This window comes from Nonomuraea sp. NPDC050663 (assembly GCF_044456985.1).
Lineage (GTDB): Bacteria > Actinomycetota > Actinomycetes > Streptosporangiales > Streptosporangiaceae > Nonomuraea.
Genome location: NZ_JBITGL010000009.1, coordinates 50,881 through 72,699 on the forward strand (window position 1 = coordinate 50,881; position 21,819 = coordinate 72,699).

The 21,819-nt window shown below is 72.0% G+C and carries 17 protein-coding genes; 4 read left to right on the forward strand and 13 right to left on the reverse strand.

Going from position 1 to position 21,819, the window contains the following annotated elements:
* Positions 1-2: 2 nt before the first annotated feature.
* Genes ACIBH1_RS27550 through ACIBH1_RS27560 form a run of 3 tightly spaced genes read right to left on the reverse strand, consistent with a single transcriptional unit; the run spans position 3 to position 3,931 of the window.
* Entirely contained in the window at positions 3-977 is a 975-nt protein-coding gene (locus ACIBH1_RS27550) for a DUF2804 domain-containing protein (protein ID WP_397316827.1), read from the reverse strand.
* Entirely contained in the window at positions 974-2,692 is a 1,719-nt protein-coding gene (locus ACIBH1_RS27555) for a glycoside hydrolase family 2 protein (protein WP_397316828.1), read from the reverse strand. The genes ACIBH1_RS27550 and ACIBH1_RS27555 overlap by 4 nt, the downstream gene beginning before the upstream one ends.
* A 6-nt stretch (positions 2,693-2,698) precedes the next feature.
* Positions 2,699-3,931, reverse strand: coding sequence for an MFS transporter (locus ACIBH1_RS27560; protein WP_397316829.1), 1,233 nt, complete (start codon positions 3,929-3,931; stop codon positions 2,699-2,701).
* 67 nt (positions 3,932-3,998) lie between these two features.
* On the opposite strand from ACIBH1_RS27560, the gene ACIBH1_RS27565 reads away from it, so the two are divergent.
* A complete protein-coding gene (locus ACIBH1_RS27565; protein ID WP_397316830.1) occupies positions 3,999-4,625 on the forward strand; it encodes a TetR/AcrR family transcriptional regulator in 627 nt (208 codons plus the stop codon).
* A gap of 94 nt (positions 4,626-4,719) precedes the next feature.
* Positions 4,720-5,907: a cytochrome P450 gene (locus ACIBH1_RS27570; RefSeq protein WP_397316831.1), complete on the forward strand. Its 1,188-nt coding sequence runs from the start codon at positions 4,720-4,722 to the stop codon at positions 5,905-5,907.
* Position 5,908: 1 nt separating this feature from the next.
* Here ACIBH1_RS27570 and ACIBH1_RS27575 read toward each other — a convergent pair whose 3' ends face one another.
* On the reverse strand, positions 5,909-7,486 hold the full coding sequence (locus ACIBH1_RS27575; protein ID WP_397316832.1) for a pentapeptide repeat-containing protein: 1,578 nt from the start codon (positions 7,484-7,486) through the stop codon (positions 5,909-5,911).
* A 56-nt stretch (positions 7,487-7,542) separates the two neighbouring features.
* Positions 7,543-8,124 carry an RICIN domain-containing protein gene (locus tag ACIBH1_RS27580; protein ID WP_397316833.1) on the reverse strand — a complete coding sequence of 194 codons (582 nt, stop codon included), beginning with the start codon at positions 8,122-8,124 and terminating at the stop codon, positions 7,543-7,545.
* A gap of 207 nt (positions 8,125-8,331) precedes the next feature.
* Here ACIBH1_RS27580 and ACIBH1_RS27585 point away from each other — a divergent pair, with 207 nt between their 5' ends.
* Entirely contained in the window at positions 8,332-9,534 is a 1,203-nt protein-coding gene (locus ACIBH1_RS27585; RefSeq protein WP_397316834.1) for a molybdopterin molybdotransferase MoeA, read from the forward strand.
* Between the two features lie 29 nt (positions 9,535-9,563).
* On the opposite strand, the gene ACIBH1_RS27590 is transcribed toward ACIBH1_RS27585, so the two are convergent.
* From ACIBH1_RS27590 to ACIBH1_RS27610, 5 genes are read right to left on the reverse strand one after another with little or no spacing between them, the layout of a single operon-like run.
* Positions 9,564-10,616 carry a glucose 1-dehydrogenase gene (locus ACIBH1_RS27590; protein WP_397316835.1) on the reverse strand — a complete coding sequence of 351 codons (1,053 nt, stop codon included), beginning with the start codon at positions 10,614-10,616 and terminating at the stop codon, positions 9,564-9,566.
* 2 nt (positions 10,617-10,618) lie between these two features.
* Positions 10,619-11,332, reverse strand: a complete 714-nt coding sequence (gene narI, locus ACIBH1_RS27595; RefSeq protein WP_397316836.1) for a respiratory nitrate reductase subunit gamma — start codon at positions 11,330-11,332, stop codon at positions 10,619-10,621.
* Positions 11,329-11,946: a nitrate reductase molybdenum cofactor assembly chaperone gene (gene narJ / locus ACIBH1_RS27600; RefSeq protein ID WP_397316837.1), complete on the reverse strand. Its 618-nt coding sequence runs from the start codon at positions 11,944-11,946 to the stop codon at positions 11,329-11,331. The genes narI and narJ overlap by 4 nt, the downstream gene beginning before the upstream one ends.
* Positions 11,943-13,526 carry a nitrate reductase subunit beta gene (gene narH, locus ACIBH1_RS27605; RefSeq protein ID WP_397316838.1) on the reverse strand — a complete coding sequence of 528 codons (1,584 nt, stop codon included), beginning with the start codon at positions 13,524-13,526 and terminating at the stop codon, positions 11,943-11,945. The genes narJ and narH overlap by 4 nt, the downstream gene beginning before the upstream one ends.
* Position 13,527: 1 nt before the next feature.
* The gene (locus ACIBH1_RS27610) at positions 13,528-17,142 is read right to left on the reverse strand and encodes a nitrate reductase subunit alpha (RefSeq protein WP_397316839.1); all 3,615 of its coding nucleotides are present in this window, start codon (positions 17,140-17,142) and stop codon (positions 13,528-13,530) included.
* Positions 17,143-17,287: 145 nt separating this feature from the next.
* Between ACIBH1_RS27610 and ACIBH1_RS27615 the strand changes: the two genes are divergently transcribed.
* The gene (locus tag ACIBH1_RS27615) at positions 17,288-17,929 is read left to right on the forward strand and encodes a YoaK family protein (RefSeq protein ID WP_397316840.1); all 642 of its coding nucleotides are present in this window, start codon (positions 17,288-17,290) and stop codon (positions 17,927-17,929) included.
* On the opposite strand, the gene ACIBH1_RS27620 is transcribed toward ACIBH1_RS27615, so the two are convergent.
* Genes ACIBH1_RS27620 through ACIBH1_RS27630 form a run of 3 tightly spaced genes read right to left on the reverse strand, consistent with a single transcriptional unit; the run spans position 17,926 to position 21,791 of the window.
* Positions 17,926-18,927, reverse strand: coding sequence for an acetate/propionate family kinase (locus ACIBH1_RS27620; RefSeq protein WP_397316841.1), 1,002 nt, complete (start codon positions 18,925-18,927; stop codon positions 17,926-17,928). The two genes, ACIBH1_RS27615 and ACIBH1_RS27620, sit on opposite strands and share 4 nt — an antisense overlap.
* Positions 18,909-21,182, reverse strand: coding sequence for a phosphoketolase (locus tag ACIBH1_RS27625; RefSeq protein ID WP_397316842.1), 2,274 nt, complete (start codon positions 21,180-21,182; stop codon positions 18,909-18,911). Before ACIBH1_RS27625 ends, ACIBH1_RS27620 begins: the two co-directional genes overlap by 19 nt.
* Positions 21,183-21,227: 45 nt before the next feature.
* On the reverse strand, positions 21,228-21,791 hold the full coding sequence (locus ACIBH1_RS27630; protein ID WP_397316843.1) for a hypothetical protein: 564 nt from the start codon (positions 21,789-21,791) through the stop codon (positions 21,228-21,230).
* Positions 21,792-21,819: the final 28 nt, after the last annotated feature.

A 21,819-nucleotide genomic window follows, 5' to 3' on the forward strand; every position in this document is an offset into this window, starting at 1 on the left:
TTTCACCACCGGTTGCGGGCCTCCTCGGCCCAGCCGGTGAGGCCGTCGAGGTCGATCCAGGAGCCGTCGTCGGCGCGGGCGCGGCCGGTGAAGTGGCCGAAGCACTGGTGGGTCTCGTTCGCCACGACCAGCAGGGCGGTCTTGGCGACCTTCTCGTGGTAGGGGTGGAACTCCGCCTGCACGCGCGGCCCGGTGATGCGCCAGGGCCGCTTCCAGTCGTGCCGGTCGTAGAGCCACTCGAGCTCGTCGCCGATCTTGTGCATACGGCCGTCGAGGAAGAGCGCGTTCTCGGTGGAGCCGGTGCCGTCGGTCCACTTGCCGCCGAGCTGGATGGCGCGGCCGGGCGCGCAGCCCGCCGCCCAGTTCCACACGACGGAGTAGGGCCACTTGCCGCGCCCGTGGTCGAGCACCGCGAACGCGTCGACGATCCGGTGCGTCAGCGAGCCGACCCTGAGCGTGCCGCGGGCCGGGCGGCCCAGGTCCTTGACGGTGTACTGGAAACGGTCGGCGCCCCACGGCACGACCACGCCCAGCGACTCGTGGCCGCCGGGCCTGGCGACCTCCACGTCGAGCTCGATCGCCTCCGACACCGCGCGGATCGTGGTGCCGCCCGCGTGGTCGGCCAGGTCGATGCGGAGCCCGCCGCCCGACACCGAGGCGGTGCCGGAGCCGCTGCGGTCCGGCATGACCGCGCCGCGCGCCAGCGGCACCACCACGTCCTTGGCGCTCTCCCGCCCCGTCGCGCGGTCCAGCACGTACAGGCCGTGCAGCCCGGCGTAGTCGAGCGAGGCCGCCACCAACCCGACGATGTGGGTGGGGGTGACGATGCCCCAGTACTCCCAGCGTTTGCGCCGGCCCCAGCCGCGCAGGTTGGCGCGATGGAGCGGCCGTCTGGTCCAGCCGACCGCCTCAGGGTTGAGCCGCCCGCCGGGCAGGCACAGGTCGACGGGATCGGTGATCTCACGCTCGTGGGTCACGCCAGCTTCAGCCTCTCGTTGATCGAACGCACCAGGTCCTCGTCCATTTTGACCACTTCGCGGTCGTAGGTGAGCAGCCCGTTCAGCTCGTCCTCGACATCGCTGAGCTGGGTGTACACGGTGGCGCTCAGCCCGCGGGGGATCGCGGGAAGGATCTCGCGGTGATGCAGGCGCGCGAAGGCGGCGCCGAGCCGTACGGCACTGTCGAACCGTTTGTAGCCGAAGCGGCCCTCTCCCCAGACGAGGCCTTCGACGGGCAGGCTGTAGCCGCCGTACTCCGTCAGGGCCAGCACCCGCCTGTCGGGACGCGGCGGGCGGAAACGCCGGAAGTAGACGTGCAGGCTGCGCAGGTCGCCCGCGCCCTGGTCGTGCCAGCCGCTGGCGTGGTCGACCGGCCGGGTGGGGTCCAGGGCGGCCACCTCGGCGGCGACGCGCGCGGCGTCGAACTGGCCCCACCCCTCGTTGAACGGCACCCAGAGCGCCAGGCTCACGACGTCGCGCAGGTGCTCGACGCAGGCGCGCGCCTCGGCCTCGAACCGCGCCCGCCCGGCGGCGTCGCCGCGACCGAACACCCGGTGGCGCCGGTCGTCGAGCCGCAGCGGGGTGAGCACCGGCGCGGTCACGACCCACGGCCGGTACGGCTCGCCGCCGTTGACGAGGTCCTGCCAGACGAGGATGCCGAGCCGGTCGCAGTGGTGGTACCAGCGCAGCGGCTCGACCTTGATGTGCTTGCGCAGCATGGTGAAGCCGAGCCGCTTCATGGTCACGATGTCGTGGACCATCGCCTCGTCGGAGGGCGGGGTGTAGAGGCCGTCGGGCCAGTAGCCCTGGTCGAGGATCCCGGCGTGGAAGTACGGCCGGCCGTTGAGCAGCAGCCGGGGCACGCCGCCGGCGTCGGGGCCCACCCCGAAGGAGCGCATGCCGAAATAGCCGCGGACGCGGTCCCGGCCGAGCGTGACCGTGACGTCGTACAGGAACGGGTCCTCCGGGCTCCACGGCCGGGCCTCAGGCACCGGGACCCGGACGGGCGTGCCCGCCTCCGCGGTCGCCGTGGCGACGGGCTCGCCCCGCGCCGAGATCTCGACCAGGGCGCTCCCCTCCGGCGCGTGCACGGTCACCGCGACCGCCGATCCGGCCAGGTCAGGGGTGAGCGTCAGCCGCTCCACGTGCACGGCGGGCACGGACTCGGCCCACACTGTCTGCCAGATGCCCGACTGGGCGGTGTACCAGATGCCGCCCCGCTCCAGCTTCTGCTTGCCGCGCGCGCCGATGCCGGTGTCGTCGCGCACCCGCACGACCAGCACGCCTTCCGGCCCTGCGGTGATGCCGCCGGTGATGTCGCAGGTGAAGGGCAGATAGCCGCCCTCGTGCCCGCCCACCTCGACGCCGTCCAGGAAGACCGCGCACTCCTGGTCCACGGCGCCGAAGTGCAGCAGCACCCGCCCGCCCGGGACCACGAAGCCGTCGGGCAGCCGCAACGTGCGCCGGTACCACAGGGTCTGGCCGGGCTTGAGCTGCCGCCCGACCCCGGACAGCGGCGCCTCGGGCGAGAACGGCACGATGATCTCGCCCTCGTAGACCGCGGGCTCCTCGTCGGAGAAGGCGTACTCCCAGCGGCCGTTGAGGTTGAGGTAGCTGTCGCGCACCAGCTGCGGCCGGGGGTATTCGGGCAGCACGGCGTCGGGGTCGAGCGCCCGGCCCCACCGCGTCAGCACGGGCGCTCAGCGCACACCGCGGATCCTCCAGACCAGGCAGGCCCCGGTGACCGCGAAGGCCGCCGCCACGCCGTACATGAGCGGATAGCCCCCGGCCGAGGTGACCAGCGGGGCGGCGATGACCGGGCCGAGCGTGTTCGACGCGGAGTTCGACAGGCTGACGATGCCCAGGTCCTTGCCGCGGTCGGCGTCGGCGGGCAGCAGCTGCGTGACCATGGCCTGGTCCACGGCGGCGAACATGCCGTACCCCGCGCCCAGGAGCGCGGCGGCGGCGATCGCGGCGCCCCAGGTGGTCGCGGCGGTCAGCACGAGAGCGGAGGCCGCCATCGTCAGCCCGCCGAGGAAGACGGCGGGCCGGCGCCGCCCGGTGCGGTCCGACAACCACCCGGCCAGCAGCGTCGGCGCCACGCTGCCGAGCGTGAAGACCGCCACCAGCACCACCACGCCCTGCTCCACCGATTCGGTGGGGTAGTGGACGGCGTCGCGCAGGAAGTACTGCAGGTAGCCGATGCCCATCGCGAGCGTGAGCGTGATCATCAGGCGGCTGAGCCAGGCCCAGGCGAAGTCGGGATGGCGGCGCGGGCTGACCCAGAAGCCGCGAGCGAAGTCGCGCAGCGAGAACGGCGGGCACGGCTCGGTGTCCGGCTCGCGCGTGAACAGCCCGAACGGCAGGATCAGCACGAGCACCAGCACGGCCATGGCCAGGAACGCCGGGCGGGAACCGGTCAGCAGCACCGTGGCCACCACCCCGCCGAGCAGCGGCCCGCTGAGCTGACCCACCCCGGCCAGCGCCGAGGCCGTGCCGCGCTGGAGGATCGGCACCTGGTCGGGCACGGTCGCGATGGCGGTGGCCAGCGCGGCGGTGAAGGCCAGTTGCGCCACCGCCCAGCCGGCCACCAGGCCCGCGATCGTGTCCTGGAAGGCCAGGAACGCCAGCGCGCCCGCGCTGAGCAGAGCGCCGCCCACGATCCACGGCCTGCGACGGCCGAAGCGGGAGCTCGTCCGGTCCGACATCGCGCCGAACAGGGGATTGGCCACCGCCGTGCACACGGCCGCGACCGCGAGCACGACCGCGAGCGAAGCCTCCTTGGTCACCGGATCGATCGCGGCGACCTGGGAGGGCAGCAGGATCTGGCCGCCCACCGTGGCCGCCATGATGACGCCCATCTGGGCCAGGGCCAGCAACGCCATCCAGCCGAAGGAGACCCTCGGCGGGTCATCGATCCTGACGTCGCTCACACGCTGCCTCCGCGAACATGACGGAGCATCACGTTAGAACATGACGAGGTGTTATGTTAAGAGCGCGATGGAGAATTCCGGCGTCCGGCGCAGGCCGGTCCAGCGACGCAGCATCGAGCGGGTCGAACGGATCCTCGACGCCTGCGCCGACCTGCTCGACGAGGTCGGGTTCGACGCCCTCACCACGGTCGAGGTCGCCAGGCGCGCCCGGGTGCCCGCCGCGACCGTCTACCAGTTCTTCGACGGCAAGCCGGGCATGATGCGCGCCCTGGCGCTGCGCAACCTCGACCTGCTCCTGGTACGGCTGCGCCGCAGGGCCGCCGCCGAGCACCACCTCACCTGGCACCGCGCCGGCGAGATCGTCCTGGAGGAGACCGTCGGGATGCGCCGCACCGTGCCCGGCTTCACCGTCGTCGACTTCGCCGACACCCGGCCGGGCGGCGCCTCCTTCCTCCCGCCCGGCCAGGCCCAGGAGGGCGGCGACATCCTGGCCGAACGGCTGTACGCCTTCGCGATCGACGAGGCGGGGCTGCCGCCGCTGCGCGACCCGCTGCGCGCGACGCGGCTGGCCATCGAGGCCGCCGGAGTGGCGCTGCGCCTGGCCTTCCAGCACTCGCGCGACGGCGACCCCGCCATGATCGCCCACGGCCGCACCATGCTGACGGCCTACCTCGACCGGCTCACACACGACTGAAGCAGGCCCCTGGTTCCGGTTTGCCCCCCGAGAAGGGCGGGCATCAACGCGCACGCCGCGAAAGTCCCGCGACTCCCAGATGGGTGGACAGGCGATGACGCCAGAACTGCCGCTCCACATGCAGCGCGAAGGGTTCGGGCCGGTCGGCGAACTGGCCCGCGTCCGCGACGGCGAGGGCATGCTGCGGCTCGACTCGCCCTTCGGCAGGCCGGTGTACGTCGTCTGCCGGCACGAGGACGTGCGCCAGGTGCTCGCCGACCCCGCGCGCTTCAGCAGCGCCCTGACCTCCTTCCCCGGCGTCGACAAGCTCGACCCCGACGAGCGCGCCAGGCTCAGGGCCGGGCAGCTGATCGGCTTCGACCCGCCCGAGCACACCCGGCTGCGCAAGATGCTCACCGCCGAGTTCACCGCCCGCCGGATGAAACGGCTCGAACCCCGCATCGCCGAGATCGTCGAGTCGGCCCTCGACGACCTGGAGCGCGCCGGGCCACCCGCCGACCTGGTCGAGCACTTCGCGCTGCCGGTGCCGTCGCTGGTGATCTGCGAGCTGCTCGGCGTGCCGTACGCCGACCGCGCCGAGTTCCACGAACGCTCCGCCAGGCTGGTCGACTTCTCGCTGCCCATGGAGGAGCGCGCGGCCGCCCAGCGCGAGGACCGCGACTACATGGCGAGCCTGGTCGAGCGCGCCTACGCCGAACCCGGCGAGGACATGATCGGCATGCTCGTGCGCGAACACGGCGACGACCTGTCCGCCGACGAGCTGGTCGGCATCGCCAGCCTGCTGCTGCTGGCCGGCCACGAGACGACCGCCAACATGCTGGGCCTGGGCACCCTGGCGCTGCTGCGCCACCCGGAGCAGCTGGCGCTGGTCCGCGACGACCCGGCGCTGATGGAACCGGCGATGGAGGAGCTGCTGCGGTGGCTGTCCATCGTGCAGACCATGCCGCCGCGCACGACCACGGCCGAGGTGGAGATCGGCGGCCAGACCGTGCCGGAGGGCTCCCTCGTGATCGTCTCGCTGCCCGCCGCCAACCGCGACCCGCTGTTCATCGACGACCCGGAGAGCCTCGACGTCACCCGGGGCGCCATCGGGCACTTCGCGTTCGGGCACGGCGTCCACCACTGCCTGGGCGCGCCGCTGGCGCGGATGGAGATGCGCATCGCCTTCCCCGCCCTGCTGCGGCGCTTCCCCGGGCTGGCGCTGGCCGAGCCGTACGAGAAGATCGCCTTCCGCGCCTTCAGCGCGGTGTACGGCGTGCAGTCGCTCCCCGTGACCTGGTGACTCAGTTCTTCATGAGGCGCTTCAGATCCTTGCGGCCGCGGTTGAGAGTCTCGCGCGCCTGGTTGAGGTCCCCGATCACGCTTGCCTTCTCCACCTGCTCCCTGGCCTGCTCGTAGGTGTCGAGGATCCGGTGCCAGTCGGCCGCGCTGGCCTCGCGGGTGCGGCCGTCGGCGGCGTCGATGGCCTCGCCGAAGCGGGTCACCTCCTCCGTCAGCTCCGCCCTGACCTGGGCGAGGCGGGCCGCGGTGCGGGCGTCGCGTTCGCGCAGGGCGCGGCGGCGCTTGGCGGATCCGCGCACGATGCCGTAGCCGATCAGGAGCAGCACGGCGCCGAGGATGCCCCAGAAGATCTTCCAGCCGAGCGACACGGTCGAGTGCGAGCCTGACAGGTCGGCGCCGGTGTCGCCGCGGCCCAGGTCGAGCTCGGTGACGTCGGCCCCGGCGAAGCGGGCGCCCGCGAGCATGGCGCTCTGGAAGCGCGCGCGGATCAGCGTGGCGCTGCGGAAGTCGGCCTTGCGGGCGTCGGCGCTGGTGAAGCGCGTGTCGTTGAGGTTGGCGCCGACCAGCGTTGCGCCCTCCAACTTGCCGCTGACGAACTGGGCGCCGCTGAGCTGCGCGCCGCTCAGGTCGGCGCCGGTCAGGTAGCGCAGCGAGGCGCCGTTGGCCGACACGTTGCGCAGCAGAGCCTTGCGGAACCTGATCGACGACAGGTCGACGCCGTCGAGCTTGGCGCCGGTCAGGTCGGCGCAGCTCAGGTCGTCGGGGAACTCGGTGACCTGGGTGAAGTCCTGCCCCGAGAAGTCGGGGCCGCTGCCCGGCGCGCAGTCGGCGGCCGCCTCGGGCAGGTCGGCGGGCATGCCCTTGCTGCCGGCGAGGTCGAGGCCGCGCGAGTCGCGCAGGTCCACGCGGCTGACGGTGGCGCCCTTGAAGGTGGCGCCGGTGAGGTCGGAGCCGTCGAGCCGCGAGTGGGTCAGGTCGGCGCCGTCGAAGACGGTGCCGGTCATCGTGGAGGTGTAGAGCATCACCTCGGTCAGCTTGGCGTCGCGCATGACGGTGTCGATGAGCAGGCTGTTGTGGAGGGTGGCCTGGTCCAGGTCGGCCTTGCTGAAGTCGGCCTTCCTGAGGTCGGCGCCGTAGAGCGCCGACGAGACCAGGCTCGCTCCCTCGAACCGGGCGCCGTCGAGCTGCGCGGAGTGGAGGGTGGCCCGGTTGAGCCGCGCCTGGCGGAAGTCGGCCCCTTCCAGGCGCGCGCCGTACAGCTTGGCGTCCTGCAGGTCGGCCTTGGTGAAGAGCGCGGAGCGGGCGTCGGCGCCGGACAGGTCGGCCTCGGTGAGGTCGGCGCCGCGCAGGTCGGCCTTGACGAGGGTGTACGGCAGGCGCACGCCGGCCAGTTTCGCGCCACGCAGGTTCGCGCAGCTGAGGTCCTCGGGGAGCGTCGCCTGCGTGAGGTCGCGTCCGGACAGGTCGGGCCCGCTGCCGCGCGAGCACGTGGCGGCGTGGGCGGTGCCCGCGAGGGGGGTGGTGAGGACGAGGCCGGTGAGGGCCAGGGATAACAAGGGGAGGGAGGCGGCCAGACGCATGGGGGCAGCATAGGGCCGCCGCCTTTCATTCCGGTTGATCGCCCGCGGGGGCCCGGTCAGAAACCGAAGAACGGCATGTCGAAGCTCTGTGCCGACGACCCGTTGACCGGCTGCTGGTGCAGCTTGGCGTTCGGGATCGGCGAGCCCTTGACCGTCGCGGCCAGGCCGCTCCAGACGTTGGTCATGCCGTAGCGGACACCGCCGTGGGACGGGGTGACCCACTGCTGGCTGAGCGAGCCGTCGCAGGCGTTCACCTCGATGCCGACGCCGGCGTTCTTGGAGATGCCGTCCGCGATGTCGAGGCAGCCGGCGTTGTGGTTCTCCACGAAGTACGTGTTCGCCTTGCCGGGAACGGGCGTGAAGTGCCACAGGACGCCGAAGAACACCGGGTTGGATCCCGGCGGCAGCTGCGTCAGCCGTACGCCCGCGACCGCGTTGTCCTGCAGCGGGAAGCCGTTGTTCATGATCCACCACATGCCGGGGTCGGTGGGCGGCAGGGCTGCTCTCGCGGTTGCGGCGTCGTCGCCGGGAGCGGCTCCCGGGTCGGCCAGCGCCGGGGCGGCGGCGCCCGCGGTGAGGGCGGCCACGAGCGCGAGCAGGCGCAGCGACTTACGGGCGTACGTGGTCAGGTTGGACATGGTGAATCCCTTCGGAAGGTTGGAATCGTCCGCGCGGGATGCGCGGACCACCTGACACCTGTCGCGGCGGCGGAGGCGGCGTCGCACGGCACGGAGGTGCACCGATCGGTAAGCGTAGGTAAGGGGTGATCGGGCCACCGCGTACAAATACCGGCAGCTGCCCCCTGACGCGGTGCGCGTGCCGGGCTGCCGGCGAAACACGCGCGGATGAGACCCTGGAGCATGGTCACCACCGCGCAACCGGGTACCCGCCAGGACGTCGCCTGGGCGGCGGCGAGGGAGTTCGCCCACGCCGCGGCCGAGCCCGTCCCGCCCGAGCGGGTGCCGCTGGCGGTCGCGGCCGGGCTGGTGCTGGCGGAGGAACTGCGGGCGGCGACGCCGCTGCCGGGGTTCGACACCTCGGCGATGGACGGCTACGCGGTCGCGGGCACGGGGCCGTGGCGGGTCGTGGGCGTCGCCAGGGCGGGCCGCGCGTGGCCGGGGGCGCGGTTGGACCCGGGGTGCGCCGTGGAGATCTCGACCGGCGCGGTCGTGCCACCCGGCGCGCGAGCGGTGCTCCCGGTGGAGATGGCGCGTCTGACGGGCGACCTGGTGAGAGGCCCTGAACTGGCGCCGGGCAAGCACGTCCGAGCCGCCGGAGAGGACGCGGGCGCGGGGGAGCGGCTCGCGCACGCGGGGACGCCGGTCGGGCCTGCGCTGATCGGGCTGGCCGCCACGTGCGGGTACGACGAACTCGTGGTGCGTGGCAGGCCGGTGGTGCGGGCCGTGGTGACCGGGGACGAGCTGGCCCGTTCCGGCCTGCCCGCGCCCGGCGCGGTCCGCGACGCGCTCGGGCCACTGCTGCCCTCCCTGATCGCCGGCCTCGGCGGCGAGCCGGCCGGGCCGGTCCACGTGCCCGACCAGCCCGAGTCGGCGCTGTGGCGAGCGGTGGAGGACGCGGGCGGCGCCGACGTCGTGGTGGTCACGGGCTCCACGTCGGTGGGGACGACCGACGGGTTGCGCCGCCTGCTGGCCGCGCACGACGCCGAGTGGATCGTCGACGCGGTCGCGTGCCGGCCCGGCCATCCGCAGCTCCTGGCGCGCCTGCGAGGCGGGCCCTTCGTCGTGGGCCTGCCTGGCAACCCGTTCGCGGCGCTGGTCGCGGCGCACACCGTGCTCGGGCCGCTGCTCGCGGGGTTGGCGGGCCGCCCGATGGCCCGGCTTCCCCGCATGCCGCTGACCGTCCCTGTACGGCCCGCCCCGGGCCGTACCCGGATCATCCCGGTGGTGTGGGACGGCGACGGCGTGCGGCCGCTCGGCGGGGATCGGCCGGCGTTCCTCAACGGCGCGGCGCTCGGCGACGCGCTGGCCGCGGTTCCCGAAAACTGGAAGCCGGGCGGCGCGGTGCCGCTGGTGCTGCTGCGTGCCTGAGGCGGCGAGCCGGTCCGGCCGCCGCCGTCCTAGGCGAGGTCGACGACGACCTTGATGTCGTCGTGGTCGCCCGGCTCGAAGGCCTCGTGCGCCCGGTCCAGGGTGAGCCGGCGCGTGATCAGCCGCTCCAGCCAGGCGTTGTCGGCCCGGGACAGGGCGTCGGCGGCCTGCTCGTAGTGGCGGCGGTTGGCGTTGACCGACCCGAAGACGACGTCGTTCTCCAGGACGAGGTTGCGGTTGAACGCGCCCGCGTCGATCACCAGCCGGCGTCCCGCCGGGGAGACGCCGGTCAGGCAGACGGTGCCCGCGTGCGCGTTGGTCGCGATGACCGCCATGGCGACCTGGGTGGCGCCGGTGGCCTCGATGACGATCTCGGGAAGCAGCGCCTTGGTGACCTCCTCCACCGGCCCCGAGTGGTAGGTCGCGCCGAGTTCCTCGACCACCTGCCGCTTGATGCCGGAGGTGACGCGGTCGAGGACGTGCACGTCCAGGCCGCGCTGCTGCCCGAGCAGGGCGGCCAGCAGCCCGATCGGGCCCGCGCCGGTCACCAGGAGGGTCCGCGGGTCGAACCAGGCGCGCTGGTTGATCCGCTCGATGTGGTCCCAGGCCTTGGCGACGACGGTCGTCGGCTCCATGAGCACGCCGACGCTGGCGAGGCCGGGATCGAGCCGCACCGCGTGACCTGGCTCGATCGTCCATTGTTCGGAGCCGAAGCCGTCGATCTCCTTGATGCCGTGCTCGGTGTACTGGCCGTTGCGGCACATGTCCCACTCGCCGCGGGCGCACGCCCCGCACGGCACCGGGTCGGGGTGGCGCACGATGCCGACGACGAGGTCGCCGGCGGTGAAGTCGCTGCCGGGCGGTGCCGTGCGCACCCGGCCGAGCGACTCGTGGCCCAGGACGAGCCGCTCCCGCCCTTCCGGCGCCCAGCCGTACTCGCCCGAGGTGATCTCGCGGTCGGTGCCGCACACGCCGAGGGCGATGGCGTCGACCAGCAGATGGGTGTCGCCGGGGTCCGGGTCGGGCACGTCGGTGACGGCCAGCGATCCCGCGGTGCCCGGGACGACGGTCAGTGCGCGCATGGTCAGGACTCCACGGATTCCCAGCCGCGCCGGGAGCGGCCCTCGGCCAGCTGCTTCGGGTCACGGCTGCGGTAGACGATGTACGGGCGGAACAGGTACTTCACCGGGGCGCTGAACATGTGCACCAGCCGGGTGAACGGCAGGATGGCGAAGAGCGCCATCCCGATCAGCGCGTGGATCTGGAAGGCCATCGGCACGTTGGTCATCAGCTCGACGTCGGGCTGCAGCACGAACAGGCTGCGCGCCCACGGCCCGATGGTCGAGCGGTAGTCGTAGTCGGCGTGCGACAACTTCGCCCACAGCCCCAGCGCGATATTGCCGACCAGGAAGATGTACATGAACTTGTCGTTCTTGGTGGTGGCGCGGAAGACCGGCGCGTACCTCCTGCGCCGGTAGACGAGCCCGGCGATGCCGACGATCGCCAGGATGCCCGCGGCGGTCCCGGCGATCAGCGAGAACAGGTGGTAGGTGTCGTCGCTGACGCCGACCGCGTCCGTCCACGAGGCCGGGATGAAGATCCCGATGATGTGCCCGGCCAGGACGGCCAGGATGCCGTAGTGGAAGAGCGGCGAGGCGATGTGGAGGATCCTGCGCTCGTAGCTCTCCGACGAGCGCGTGGTCCAGCCGAACTGGTCGTAGCGGAACCGCCAGATTAGCCCCGTCACCAGGATGCCCAGGACCAGGTAGGGCAGGCCGCCCCAGAGGAAGGTGTTCATCGGTGGCTCCCGGGTGACAGGACGGGCAGCAGGTCGAGATGGCCGTACGGCCGCAGGCCCACGTCCTCGCGCGGCGGCCCGTTGCGGGCCAGCGCGCGGGCCTGGGCCCGGTCCTTCGGCGACGGCCCCGGCAGGGTGGCGCAGACGGCGGCCAGCACGTGGGCGTACGGCGTGCCGGCGTCTTCCAGCGCCAGGCGCAGCAGTTCCAGTCCGGGGCGGTGCTCCAGCAGCAGCGAGGTGTCGCCCGTCGCGGCGGTGAACTCCAGCACGATCGGCAGGAAGTCGGGCAGTTCCTCGCCCGACAGGAGCAGCCCGTGCGCTCGGTAGGCCTGCTTGAAGGCCACCAGCGAGACGCCGCGCCGCCGGGTGTCGCCGTCCTGCCACCAGCTCAGGTAGAGGCTGTGGCGGTTCTTGAAGTCGAAGACCTCGACGTAGTGGGCGGCCAGCTCGTGGGACGTCAGCCGTGCGGCGAAGTCGAGGAAGGGCCGCACCAGCCGGGCCGGCCTGCTGGGAGCGGCCTCCAGCGCGTCGCGCACCAGCGCGAGGTCGCCGCCCGGATAGGCGAGCAGCAGCGAAGCGGCCTGGTGGAGCACGCGCTCCCGGTGGCTGGTCACAGCTCCTCCTCGCGGTCGGCGGTCTGGCGTTTGCGGGTGAGGTGAAAGGTCTCCAGGGAGACCATCGGCAGGTTCTTGCGCCCCGAGTCGTCGCCGAGCGGCCCCGGCTCGCCCTCGACGACGCCGACGCTGCACTCGTTGGGCAGCACCGACTCCTCCAGGCGTTTGGCGTCGCCCGCCGCGGCCGTCGGGATCACGTAGCGGTCCTCGTACTTGGCGATCGCCAGCAGGCGGTACATGTCCTGGATCTGCTGGGCGGTCATGTCGACGGCGGCGGCGATGTCCTCGTCGACCGGGTCGCCCACGTTGATCGCCCGCATGTGGTGGCGCATCGCGGCCAGCTTGGCCAGCGACAGCTGGACCGGCAGCGGGTCGCCCGCGCTGAACAGCTCGGCGAGGTACTCGACCGGGATGCGCAGGGTGTCGATGGCGCCGAACAGCACGTCGGCGTCCTCGCCGTCGAAGCCGGTCTCGGCGACGGCCTCGACGATCGGCGACAGCGGCGGGATGTACCAGACCATCGGCATCGTCCGGTATTCCGGGTGCAGCGGCAGCGCGACCCGGTATTTCGAGATCAGCGCGTGGACGGGCGACCTCAGCGCGGCCTCGATCCAGTCGTGCGGCACGCCGTCACGCGCGGCCGCCTGCCGTACGGCCGGGTCGTGCGGGTCGAGGAAGACGCCGAGCTGCGCCTCGTACAGGTCCTTGTCGTCGGCGACCGAGGCCGCCTGCGTCACCCGGTCGGCGTCGTAGAGCATGACCCCCAGGTAGCGCAGCCGCCCGACGCAGGTCTCCGAGCAGACGGTCGGCAGCCCCACCTCCACACGCGGGTAGCAGAAGGTGCACTTCTCGGCCTTGCCCGTTCGGTGGTTGAAGTAGATCTTCTTGTAGGGGCAGCCGGTCACGCACTGCCGCCAGCCGCGGCACTGGTCCTGGTCGACCAGGACGATCCCGTCCTCGACCCGCTTGTAGATCGCGCCGGACGGGCAGGCGGCCACGCAGGCCGGGTTCAGGCAGTGTTCGCAGATGCGCGGCAGGTAGAACATGTAGGCCTGCTCGAAGGCGAAGCGCACCTTCTCGCCGACCTCCTCGCGGATCTTCTCGATGACCGGGTCCTGCGGGCCGAGCTCGGTCGCGCCGCCGAGGTTGTCGTCCCAGTTGGCGCTCCACTCGATCTCCATCGGCCGGCCTGACAGCAGCGAGCGGGGCCGGGCGCCGGGGTAGTCGTCGCCCAGCGGCGCCTCGTGGAGGTTGGCGTAGTCGTAGGTCCACGGCTCGTAGTAGTCGCTGACCGTCGGCAGCACCGGGTTGGAGAAGATCTCGGCGAGCTTGCGCAGCCGCCCGCCCTGGCGAAGGCGCAGCCGGCCGCGCCGGTCGAGCTTCCAGCCGCCCCTCCACTGCTCCTGGTCGGCCCAGCGGCGCGGGTAGCCCTGGCCGGGACGGGTCTCGACGTTGTTGAACCAGACGTACTCCATGCCGGCGCGGTTGGTCCACGTCTGCTTGCACGTCACCGAGCAGGTGTGGCAGCCGATGCACTTGTCCAGGTTCATGACCATGGCGATCTGGGCCATGACGCGCATGTCAGTACTCCACCTTCTGGTCGCGGCGGCGGATGACGGTGATCTCGTCACGCTGGTTGCCGGTCGGACCGAGGTAGTTGAAGGAGAAGCTCAGCTGCCCGTACCCGCCGATGAGATGTGTCGGCTTGAGGATCACCCGGGTCAGCGAGTTGTGGATGCCGCCGCGTCTGCCGGTCGTCTCGGCCTTCGGCACGCCGACGGTGCGTTCCTGCGCGTGGTGCATGTAGACCGTGCCCTCGGGCATGCGGTGGGAGACGATCGCGCGGGCGGTGACGACGCCGTTGCGGTTGACCGCCTCGATCCAGTCGTTGTCCTTGACCCCGATGGCCGCGGCGTCCTGCACCGACATCCAGATCACCTGGCCGCCGCGCGAGAGCGTCAGCATGAACAGGTTGTCCTGGTACTCGGAGTGGATGGACCACTTGTTGTGCGGGGTGAGGTAGCGCACGGTCACCTCGCGCTGGCCGTCGGGGCCGATGCGCGGCTCGCCGAACAGCCGGTTCATGTCGAGCGGCGGCCGGTAGATCGGCAACGCCTCGCCGAGTTCGTGGATCCAGTCGTGGTCGAGGAAGAAGTGCTGGCGGCCGGTGAGCGTGTGCCACGGCTTGAGGAACTCGGTGTTCAGCGTGAACGCCGTGTAGCGCCGCCCGCCCGCCTCGCTGCCCGACCATTCCGGCGAGGTGATCACCGGCACCGGCGCGGCCAGCGTGTCGTGGTAGGTGATGAGCTTGCCCTCCTGCTCGGCCGCCAGGTGCGCCATCTCCTGGCCGGTGCGCTCGGTGAGCGTCTCGAAGCCCTGCACGGCCAGCCGGCCGTTGGTCGTGCCCGACAGGGCGAGGATCGCGTCGCAGGCCTTCACCGCGGTGTCGAGCAGCGGGCGTCCCGCCGCGTCGGCGCCGTTGCGTGCCCTGAGCTTGTCGACCTCGACGTCGGGCCGCAGGGTGATGCCCTTGGCCGGCAGGCCGAGCCGCTCGACCAGCGGGCCGAGCGAGGCCATCTTCGCGCCGATCGCGGTGTAGTCGCGCTCGACGACCGTGATCTGCGGCATCGTACGGCCCGGCAGCGGCTCGCACTCTCCCCGCTTCCAGTCGAGGGCCACGCCGCCCGGCTGGCTGATCTCGCCGGGCGTGTCGTGCTGGAGCGCGGTGGCCACCAGGTCGCGGCGCGTGTCGAGGTGCCCGGCGGCCAGCTGCGAGAAACGTTGCGCGATGCGGTGGAAGGTCTCGAAGTCGGTGCGCGCCTGCCAGGCCGGGTCGACCGCGGGGCTGAAGGAGTGCACGAACGGGTGCATGTCGGTCGACGACAGGTCGTGTTTCTCGTACCAGGTCGCGGCGGGCAGCGTGATGTCCGACAGCAGCGTCGAGGACGTCATGCGGAAGTCGAGCGACAGCAGCAGATCGAGCTTGCCCTCGGGGGCCTCGTCGTGCCACTTCACGTCGCGCGGACGCTTGTCGCGCGGCGTCTCCTCGGCGCGCAGCGAGGAGTGCGTGCCCAGCAGGTGCTTGCTGAAGTACTCCGCGCCCTTGGCCGAGGAGCCCAGCAGGTTCGCCCGCCAGAGCGTCATGACCCGCGGCCAGTTCTCCGGCGCGTCGGGATCCTCGCAGGCGAAGCCCAGCCTGCCCGCCTTCAGCTCCTCGGCGACGTACCGGCCGGGATCCTCGCCCGCCTCGTCGGCCAGGTCGAGCGAGTTGCGGTCGAAGGTCGGATAGCTCGGCATCCAGCCCGACCGCGCCGCCTGCGCCAGGCAGTCGGCGCCGGTCATGCCCGCGAGGCGCCCCTCGGCCAGCGGCGAGGCCAGCACGTCGGCCTGGAACTGGTCGTAGCGCCACTGGTCGGCGTTGAGGAAGTAGAACCCGGTGCCGATCATCTGGCGGGGCGGCCGGTGCCAGTCGAGCCCCATGGCGAGCGTGGCCCAGCCGGTCGAGGGGCGGCACTTCTCCTGGCCGACGTAGTGCGCCCAGCCGCCGCCGTTGCGGCCCTGGCAGCCGGTCAGCGCCAGCAGCGCCAGGAAGGTGCGGTAGATCGTCTCGCTGTGGAACCAGTGGTTGGTGCCGGCGCCCATGAGGATCATGCAGCGGCCGTTCGTCTTCTCGGCGGTCCTGGCGAACTCGCGGGCGATCCTGACGGCCTGGGCGGCGGGCACCGAGGTGTGGATCTCCTGCCAGGCGGGCGTGCCGGGCTCGCCCGCGTCGTCGAAGGAGGCGGGCCAGCGGCCGGGCAGGCCCGGCCTGGCCACGCCGTACTGCGCGAGCATCAGGTCGAAGACGGTGGTGACGAGGTGGTCGCCGGCGCGGGTCGTGCGCACCCCGCGCCGCAGGACGCCCTCCTCGTCGAACCGCGGCAGCAGCACCTCGACCGGGTCGCCGTCGAGCGAGAGCACCGGACTCAGGTCGCCGAGGTCGAGATTCCACCGGCCCTTGCCCGACTCGGTCCAGCGGAAGCCCAGCGACCCGTTGGGGACCTTCGGGCCGCCGTCCCAGACGACCGTCTTCCACTCGGCGCCCTCGCCGGTGTCGCCGAGATCGGCGGCGCGCAGGAACTTGTCCGGCACGAACGCGCCGTCCTTCTCGCGCAGCGTCACCAGGAACGGCAGGTCGGTGAACCTGCGCACGTAGTCGGCGAAGAAGGGCACCTCGCGGTCGACGAAGCACTCCTTGAGGATCACGTGCCCCATCGCCAGCGCCAGCGCTCCGTCGGTGCCCGGGTGCGGGTGCAGCCACTCGTCGGCGAACTTGGCGTTGTCGGCGTAGTCGGGCGCGACCACCACGACCTTCTGGCCGCGATAGCGGGCCTCGGCCATCCAGTGCGCGTCGGGCGTGCGGGTGACCGGGACGTTAGAGCCCCACATCATCAGGTAGGCCGCGTCCCACCAGTCGCCGGACTCCGGCACGTCGGTCTGGTCGCCGAACACCTGCGGCGAGGCGACCGGCAGGTCGGCGTACCAGTCGTAGAACGACACCATCGCGCCGCCGACCAGCTCGATGAACCGGGCGCCCGTCGCGTGCGACACCATCGACATGGCGGGGATGGGGGAGAAGCCGATCACCCGGTCGGGGCCGTGCGTCTTGATCGTGTGCACGTGGGCGGCGGCGATGATCTCGACGGCCTCGTCCCACTCGGCGCGCACCAGGCCGCCCTTGCCGCGGGCCCGCTGGTAGGTGCGGCGGCGCTCCGGATCGGCCTGGATGTCGGCCCACGCCAGCACCGGGTCCTTCAGCCGCGCCTTGGCCTCGCGGTACATCTCCAGCAGCACGCCGCGCACGTACGGGTAGCGCACCCGCGTCGGCGAGTAGGTGTACCAGGAGAAGGCGGCGCCGCGCGGGCATCCGCGCGGCTCGTACTCCGGCCGGTCCGGACCCACCGAGGGATAGTCGGTGGCCTGCGTCTCCCAGGTGATGATCCCGTCCTTGACGTACACCTTCCAGCGGCACGAGCCCGTGCAGTTCACCCCGTGCGTGGAGTACACGATCTTGTCGTGGCTCCAGCGGTCGCGGTAGAAGGAGTCCCCCTCCCTGCCGCCGACGATGGAGATGCTGTGCAGGTCCGCCGACGGCTCACCGCGCGTCAGGAACCGCCCGGCTCTCAGCAGCAGGGCATCGGGCTCGGTGCTGGTCATGTAGAGGTTCCGGCCTTCTCCGTAGCGTCCATTGAACGGGTTGTGCCCTTGATTCACTTCACGAGAAGTCACGAATGATCACTGATTGGTTCACGGGGACGGCAAGGCCCACGTGGAAGGGCGTCAGGAGGGGCGTGCACGACGCATGGCAGGAAGGAGCACGACGGGCCTGCTCGTCGTGCTGGCGGCGGCGGCCGGGATGGTCGACGCCCTCACCCTGCTCGTCCTGGGCCACGTCCTGGCCGCTGCGCAGTCGGGCAACATCGTGTTCCTGGCCACCGCGGTGGGCGGCCAGGCCGGGACCGCCGCCCTGCACTCCGGTCTGGTCCTCGGCGGTTTCCTGGCCGGGGCGCTCGCGGGATCGATCCTCGTCGACCGGCGCCCGGTCTGGCGGGGCCGCGCCCAGGCGGCGCTCGGCATCGAGGTCGCCCTGCTCGTCGTGATGGCCGCCGCCATGAGCGCGGGCCTGCCCGCCTGGGTGGCGATCTGCGCGGCGGGCCTGGCGATGGGCGTGCAGAGCGCGGTCGTCGCCCGCGTCGCGGGCCGGCCGGCCACGACCTACGTCACGGGGGCGATCATCGCGCTCATCGGGCAGCTCGCCGACCTGGCCAGGCCCGACGTGTCCGCGCTGCGCCGGCTCCTCGTCGTGGCCGCCATGGCCGTCGGGGCGGGGGTGACGGCCGCGCTCGTACGGCTCGGCTGGCCGGCGGTGGCCTGGCTGCCGGCGGTCGCGGTCGCGGTCGCGCTCACCTGGACCCTCGACCGGCGTACGGCGAGCGGCATCTAGCTAGACACGCGGAGGACCTGACGGGTCTGGCGGGCGATCTCCTCCTCCTCGTCCGCGGGCATCACCAGGACCCTCACCTCCGAGCCGGGCGCCGAGATCCGCGACGCGTGCCGCTCGTTGAGCCCGGCGTCGAGCGTGATGCCGAGCCGTTCGAGCCCGGACAGCGCCATCGCCCTGACCCTGGCGTCGTGTTCGCCGACGCCGCCGGTGAACACGATCGCGTCGACGGTGCCGAGGACGGCGTAGTAGGCGCCCACGTATTTGCGGATGGCCCGGCAGTACACCTCCAGCGCCAGGCTCTGCCGTACCTCGCGAAGGTCGCCGGTCCCGGCCAGGGCGCGCAGCCCCGACTCGCGGCTGAGGGCGTCGGTGAAGGTCTGGACGTCCATGCCCTTGACCCGGGCGAGGTAGCCGGCCAGGCCGGGGTCGACGTCGCCGGAGCGCGAGCCCATGACCAGGCCCTCCAGGGGAGTGAGCCCCATGGAGGTGTCGACGCTGCGGCCGCGGGAGATCGCGGTGGCGCTGGCGCCGTTGCCCAGGTGCAGGACGATCAGGTTGGCGACATCGGGCAGGCGGCGGGTGACGGAGGCGCACGAGATGCCGTGGAAGCCGTAGCGGCGCACGCCCCACTCGCGGGGGACGCCGTAGGTGCGGGCCTCGGGCGGCAGCGTGGCGTGGAAGGCGGTGTCGAAGACGGCGACCTGCGGGACGCCGGGAAAGATCTCCTGGCATCTTCTGATCCCGTCGAGGTTGATCGGGTTGTGCAGGGGCGCCAGCGGCTCCAGCTCCTCGATGGCGGCGATCACGTCGTCGTCGACGAGCACCGGCTCGTGGAAGCGGTCGCCGCCGTGCACCACCCGGTGCCCGATGGCCTCGGGCGCCGGGCGGATGCCGCCCAGCAGGTCGTCGAGCCCGTCGTGGCCGTCGATCGTCCCCCCGTCGGCGCCCAGCCGGTACTTGACGGACGAGGAGCCGATGTTCAGGACGAGTACGGCCATGCCCACTCCCTGATCTCGGGGGCGTCCTCGCCGTGCTCCCGCGTGTGGGCGCGGGCGCGCAGCCGGGCGTCGGCCATGTGCTGGCGCAGGTGGGCCTGGGTGACGGCCAGGCCGGGCACCCGGTCGATGACGTCCATGACCAGGTGGTAGCGGTCGATGTCGTTGAGCATGGCCATGTCGAACGGGGTGGTCGTGGTGCCCTCCTCCTTGTAGCCGCGCACGTGGAGGTTGGCGTGGCCGGTGCGCCGGTAGGTGAGGCGGTGGATCAGCCACGGGTAGCCGTGGAAGTTGAAGATGACCGGCTTGTCGGTGGTGAACAGGGCGTCGTAGGCGGCGTCGGGCAGTCCGTGAGGATGTTCGGAGGGCTGCTGGAGGCGCATCAGGTCGACGACGTTGACGACGCGGACACGCAGGTCGGGCAGGTGTTCGCGCAGCAGCGCGGCGGCGGCCAGGGTTTCCAGGGTGGGCACGTCTCCCGCGCAGGCCAGCACGACGTCGGGCTCCTGGCCGGCGTCGGTGGAGGCCCAGTCGACGATGCCCAGGCCGCGGGTGCAGTGGGTGACCGCCTCGTCCATGGTGAACAGGTCGAGCACCGGCTGCTTGCCCGCGACGATCACGTTGACGTAGTCGCGGGAGCGCAGGCAGTGGTCGGCGACCGACAGCAGGGTGTTGGCGTCCGGCGGCAGGTAGACGCGCACCACCGACGCCTTCTTGTTCACCACGACGTCCAGGAAGCCGGGATCCTGGTGGGAGAAGCCGTTGTGGTCCTGACGCCACACGTGGGAGGACAGCAGGTAGTTGAGCGAGGCGATCGGGCGCCGCCAGGGGATGTCGCGGCTGGCATCCAGCCACTTGGCGTGCTGGTTGAACATCGAGTCGATGATGTGGATGAAGGCCTCGTAGCAGTTGAACAGGCCGTGGCGGCCGGTCAGCAGGTAGCCCTCCAGCCAGCCCTGGCACAGGTGCTCGCTCAGCACCTCCATGACCCGGCCGCCGGGGGAGAGGTGGTCGTCGCCGGGCTCGAGCGCGGCGTTCCAGGTGCGGTCGGTGGCCTCGAAGACGGCTTGCAGCCGGTTGGAGGCGGTCTCGTCGGGGCCCATGAGGCGGAAGCTGTCGGGGTTGGCGGCGATCACGTCGCGCAGGAAGGCGCCGAGGGCGCGGGTGGGCTCGCTCTGCCCGGTGGCGGGAGCCTTGACCTCGACGGCGTGCTCGCGGAAGTCGGGCAGGACGAGGGGGCGCATGATCTCGCCGCCGTTGGCGTGGGGTGAGCCGCTCATGGTCTTGGTGGGTACGGCACGCAGCACGTTCTCCCGCGGGCGCCCTTCGGTGTCGAACAGCTCGCCGGGCCGGTAGGAGCGCATCCACTCCTCCAGCATCGCCAGGTGCTCGGGATTGTCGCGCACGCCCGAGAGGGGGACCTGGTGGGAGCGCCAGGTGCCCTCGACCTGCTGACCGTCGACCTCGGCGGGTCCCGTCCAGCCCTTCGGCGTGCGCAGGATGATCATGGGCGGCGGGCCGTCGCCGGCGATCTCGTCGAAGACGGTGTCGAGGGTGGCCGCCATCTCGTCATGGGAGGGCCCGACGACGTGCGGGCGGTAGCCGTAGCCGCGCATGAGGTCGAGCAGTTCGGATTCCGGGATGCGGGCGAGCACGGTGGGGTTGGCGATCTTGTAGCCGTTGAGGTGCAGGATCGGCAGGACGGCTCCGTCGCGGCGCGGGTCGAGGAACTTGTTGGAGTGCCAGCTGGCGGCGAGCGGGCCGGTTTCGGCCTCGCCGTCGCCGATGACGCAGGCCACGACGAGGTCGGGGTTGTCGAAGGCGGCGCCGTAGGCGTGGGCCAGGGAGTAGCCGAGCTCGCCGCCCTCGTGGATGGAGCCGGGCGTCTCGGGGGCGACGTGGCTGGGGACGCCGCCGGGGAAGGAGAACTGGCGGAACAGTCGCCGCATCCCGGCCGCATCTCTCGAAATATCGGGGTATTTCTCGCTGTAGGTGCCTTCCAGCCATGCGTGCGCCACCGCCGCGGGGCCGCCGTGCCCGGGGCCGGCGATGTAGATCATGTCCTGGTCGCGCTCGGCGATGATCCGGTTGAGGTGGGCGAAGCAGAAGTTCAGCCCCGGCGTGGTGCCCCAGTGCCCGAGCAGGCGGGGTTTGATGTGCTCGGGCTGGAGCGGCTCGGTGAGCAGGGGATTGTCCAGGAGGTAGATCTGGCCGACGGACAGGTAGTTGGCCGCTCGCCAGTAGGCGTCGATGTCCATACCTGGACTCTCGCCGCGAAACGCACGTTCACACCCCGGTCGGGGTCAAGCCCACACCCGCGACCGTGCCTGCCGGAGGAACTCCTCCAGCTCCAGCGCCTCGCACGGCGGCTCGACCGGCGCCCACCCCAAGCGGTCGGCGAGCGCCCGGCGCCCCTCCCAGGCCAGGTAGAACGCCGCTGCGATCTCGCCCAGCCGCCCGTTGTCCTCCCTGAAGACGGTCACCCCGTCGGTCCCGCCGACCGCGAGGACGGTCCGGTAGGCGCGCAGGTGCACGCCGTTGACCCCGGCGCCCTCGAACCCGAGGTCCGTCTCGGCGCTCAGGGTGCTGCGAAGCCACCAGCTGCGGTCAGGATTCAGCGGGCACCCCGGAGACCAGGCGGTGAGCTCCAGCCGGCCTTCGACCACGAGGACGTGCACCAGCATGTCGCGGTCGGCGCGGTCGGACAGGGAACGCGCTCCGAAGAGCAGCCGCCGCGCCGCGCCTCCGGCCCGCCTGTCCAGCGCCCGCACGGCCGCCATGCCGCGGGCATCGGGTTCGCTCATCTGCAGCGCCTGCCACACCTCGTTCAGGTCGACGGTGGCGGCGTCGGGGAGGTCGTGCAGCATGGGCCAGTCGGCCGGACACGCGGGAGAT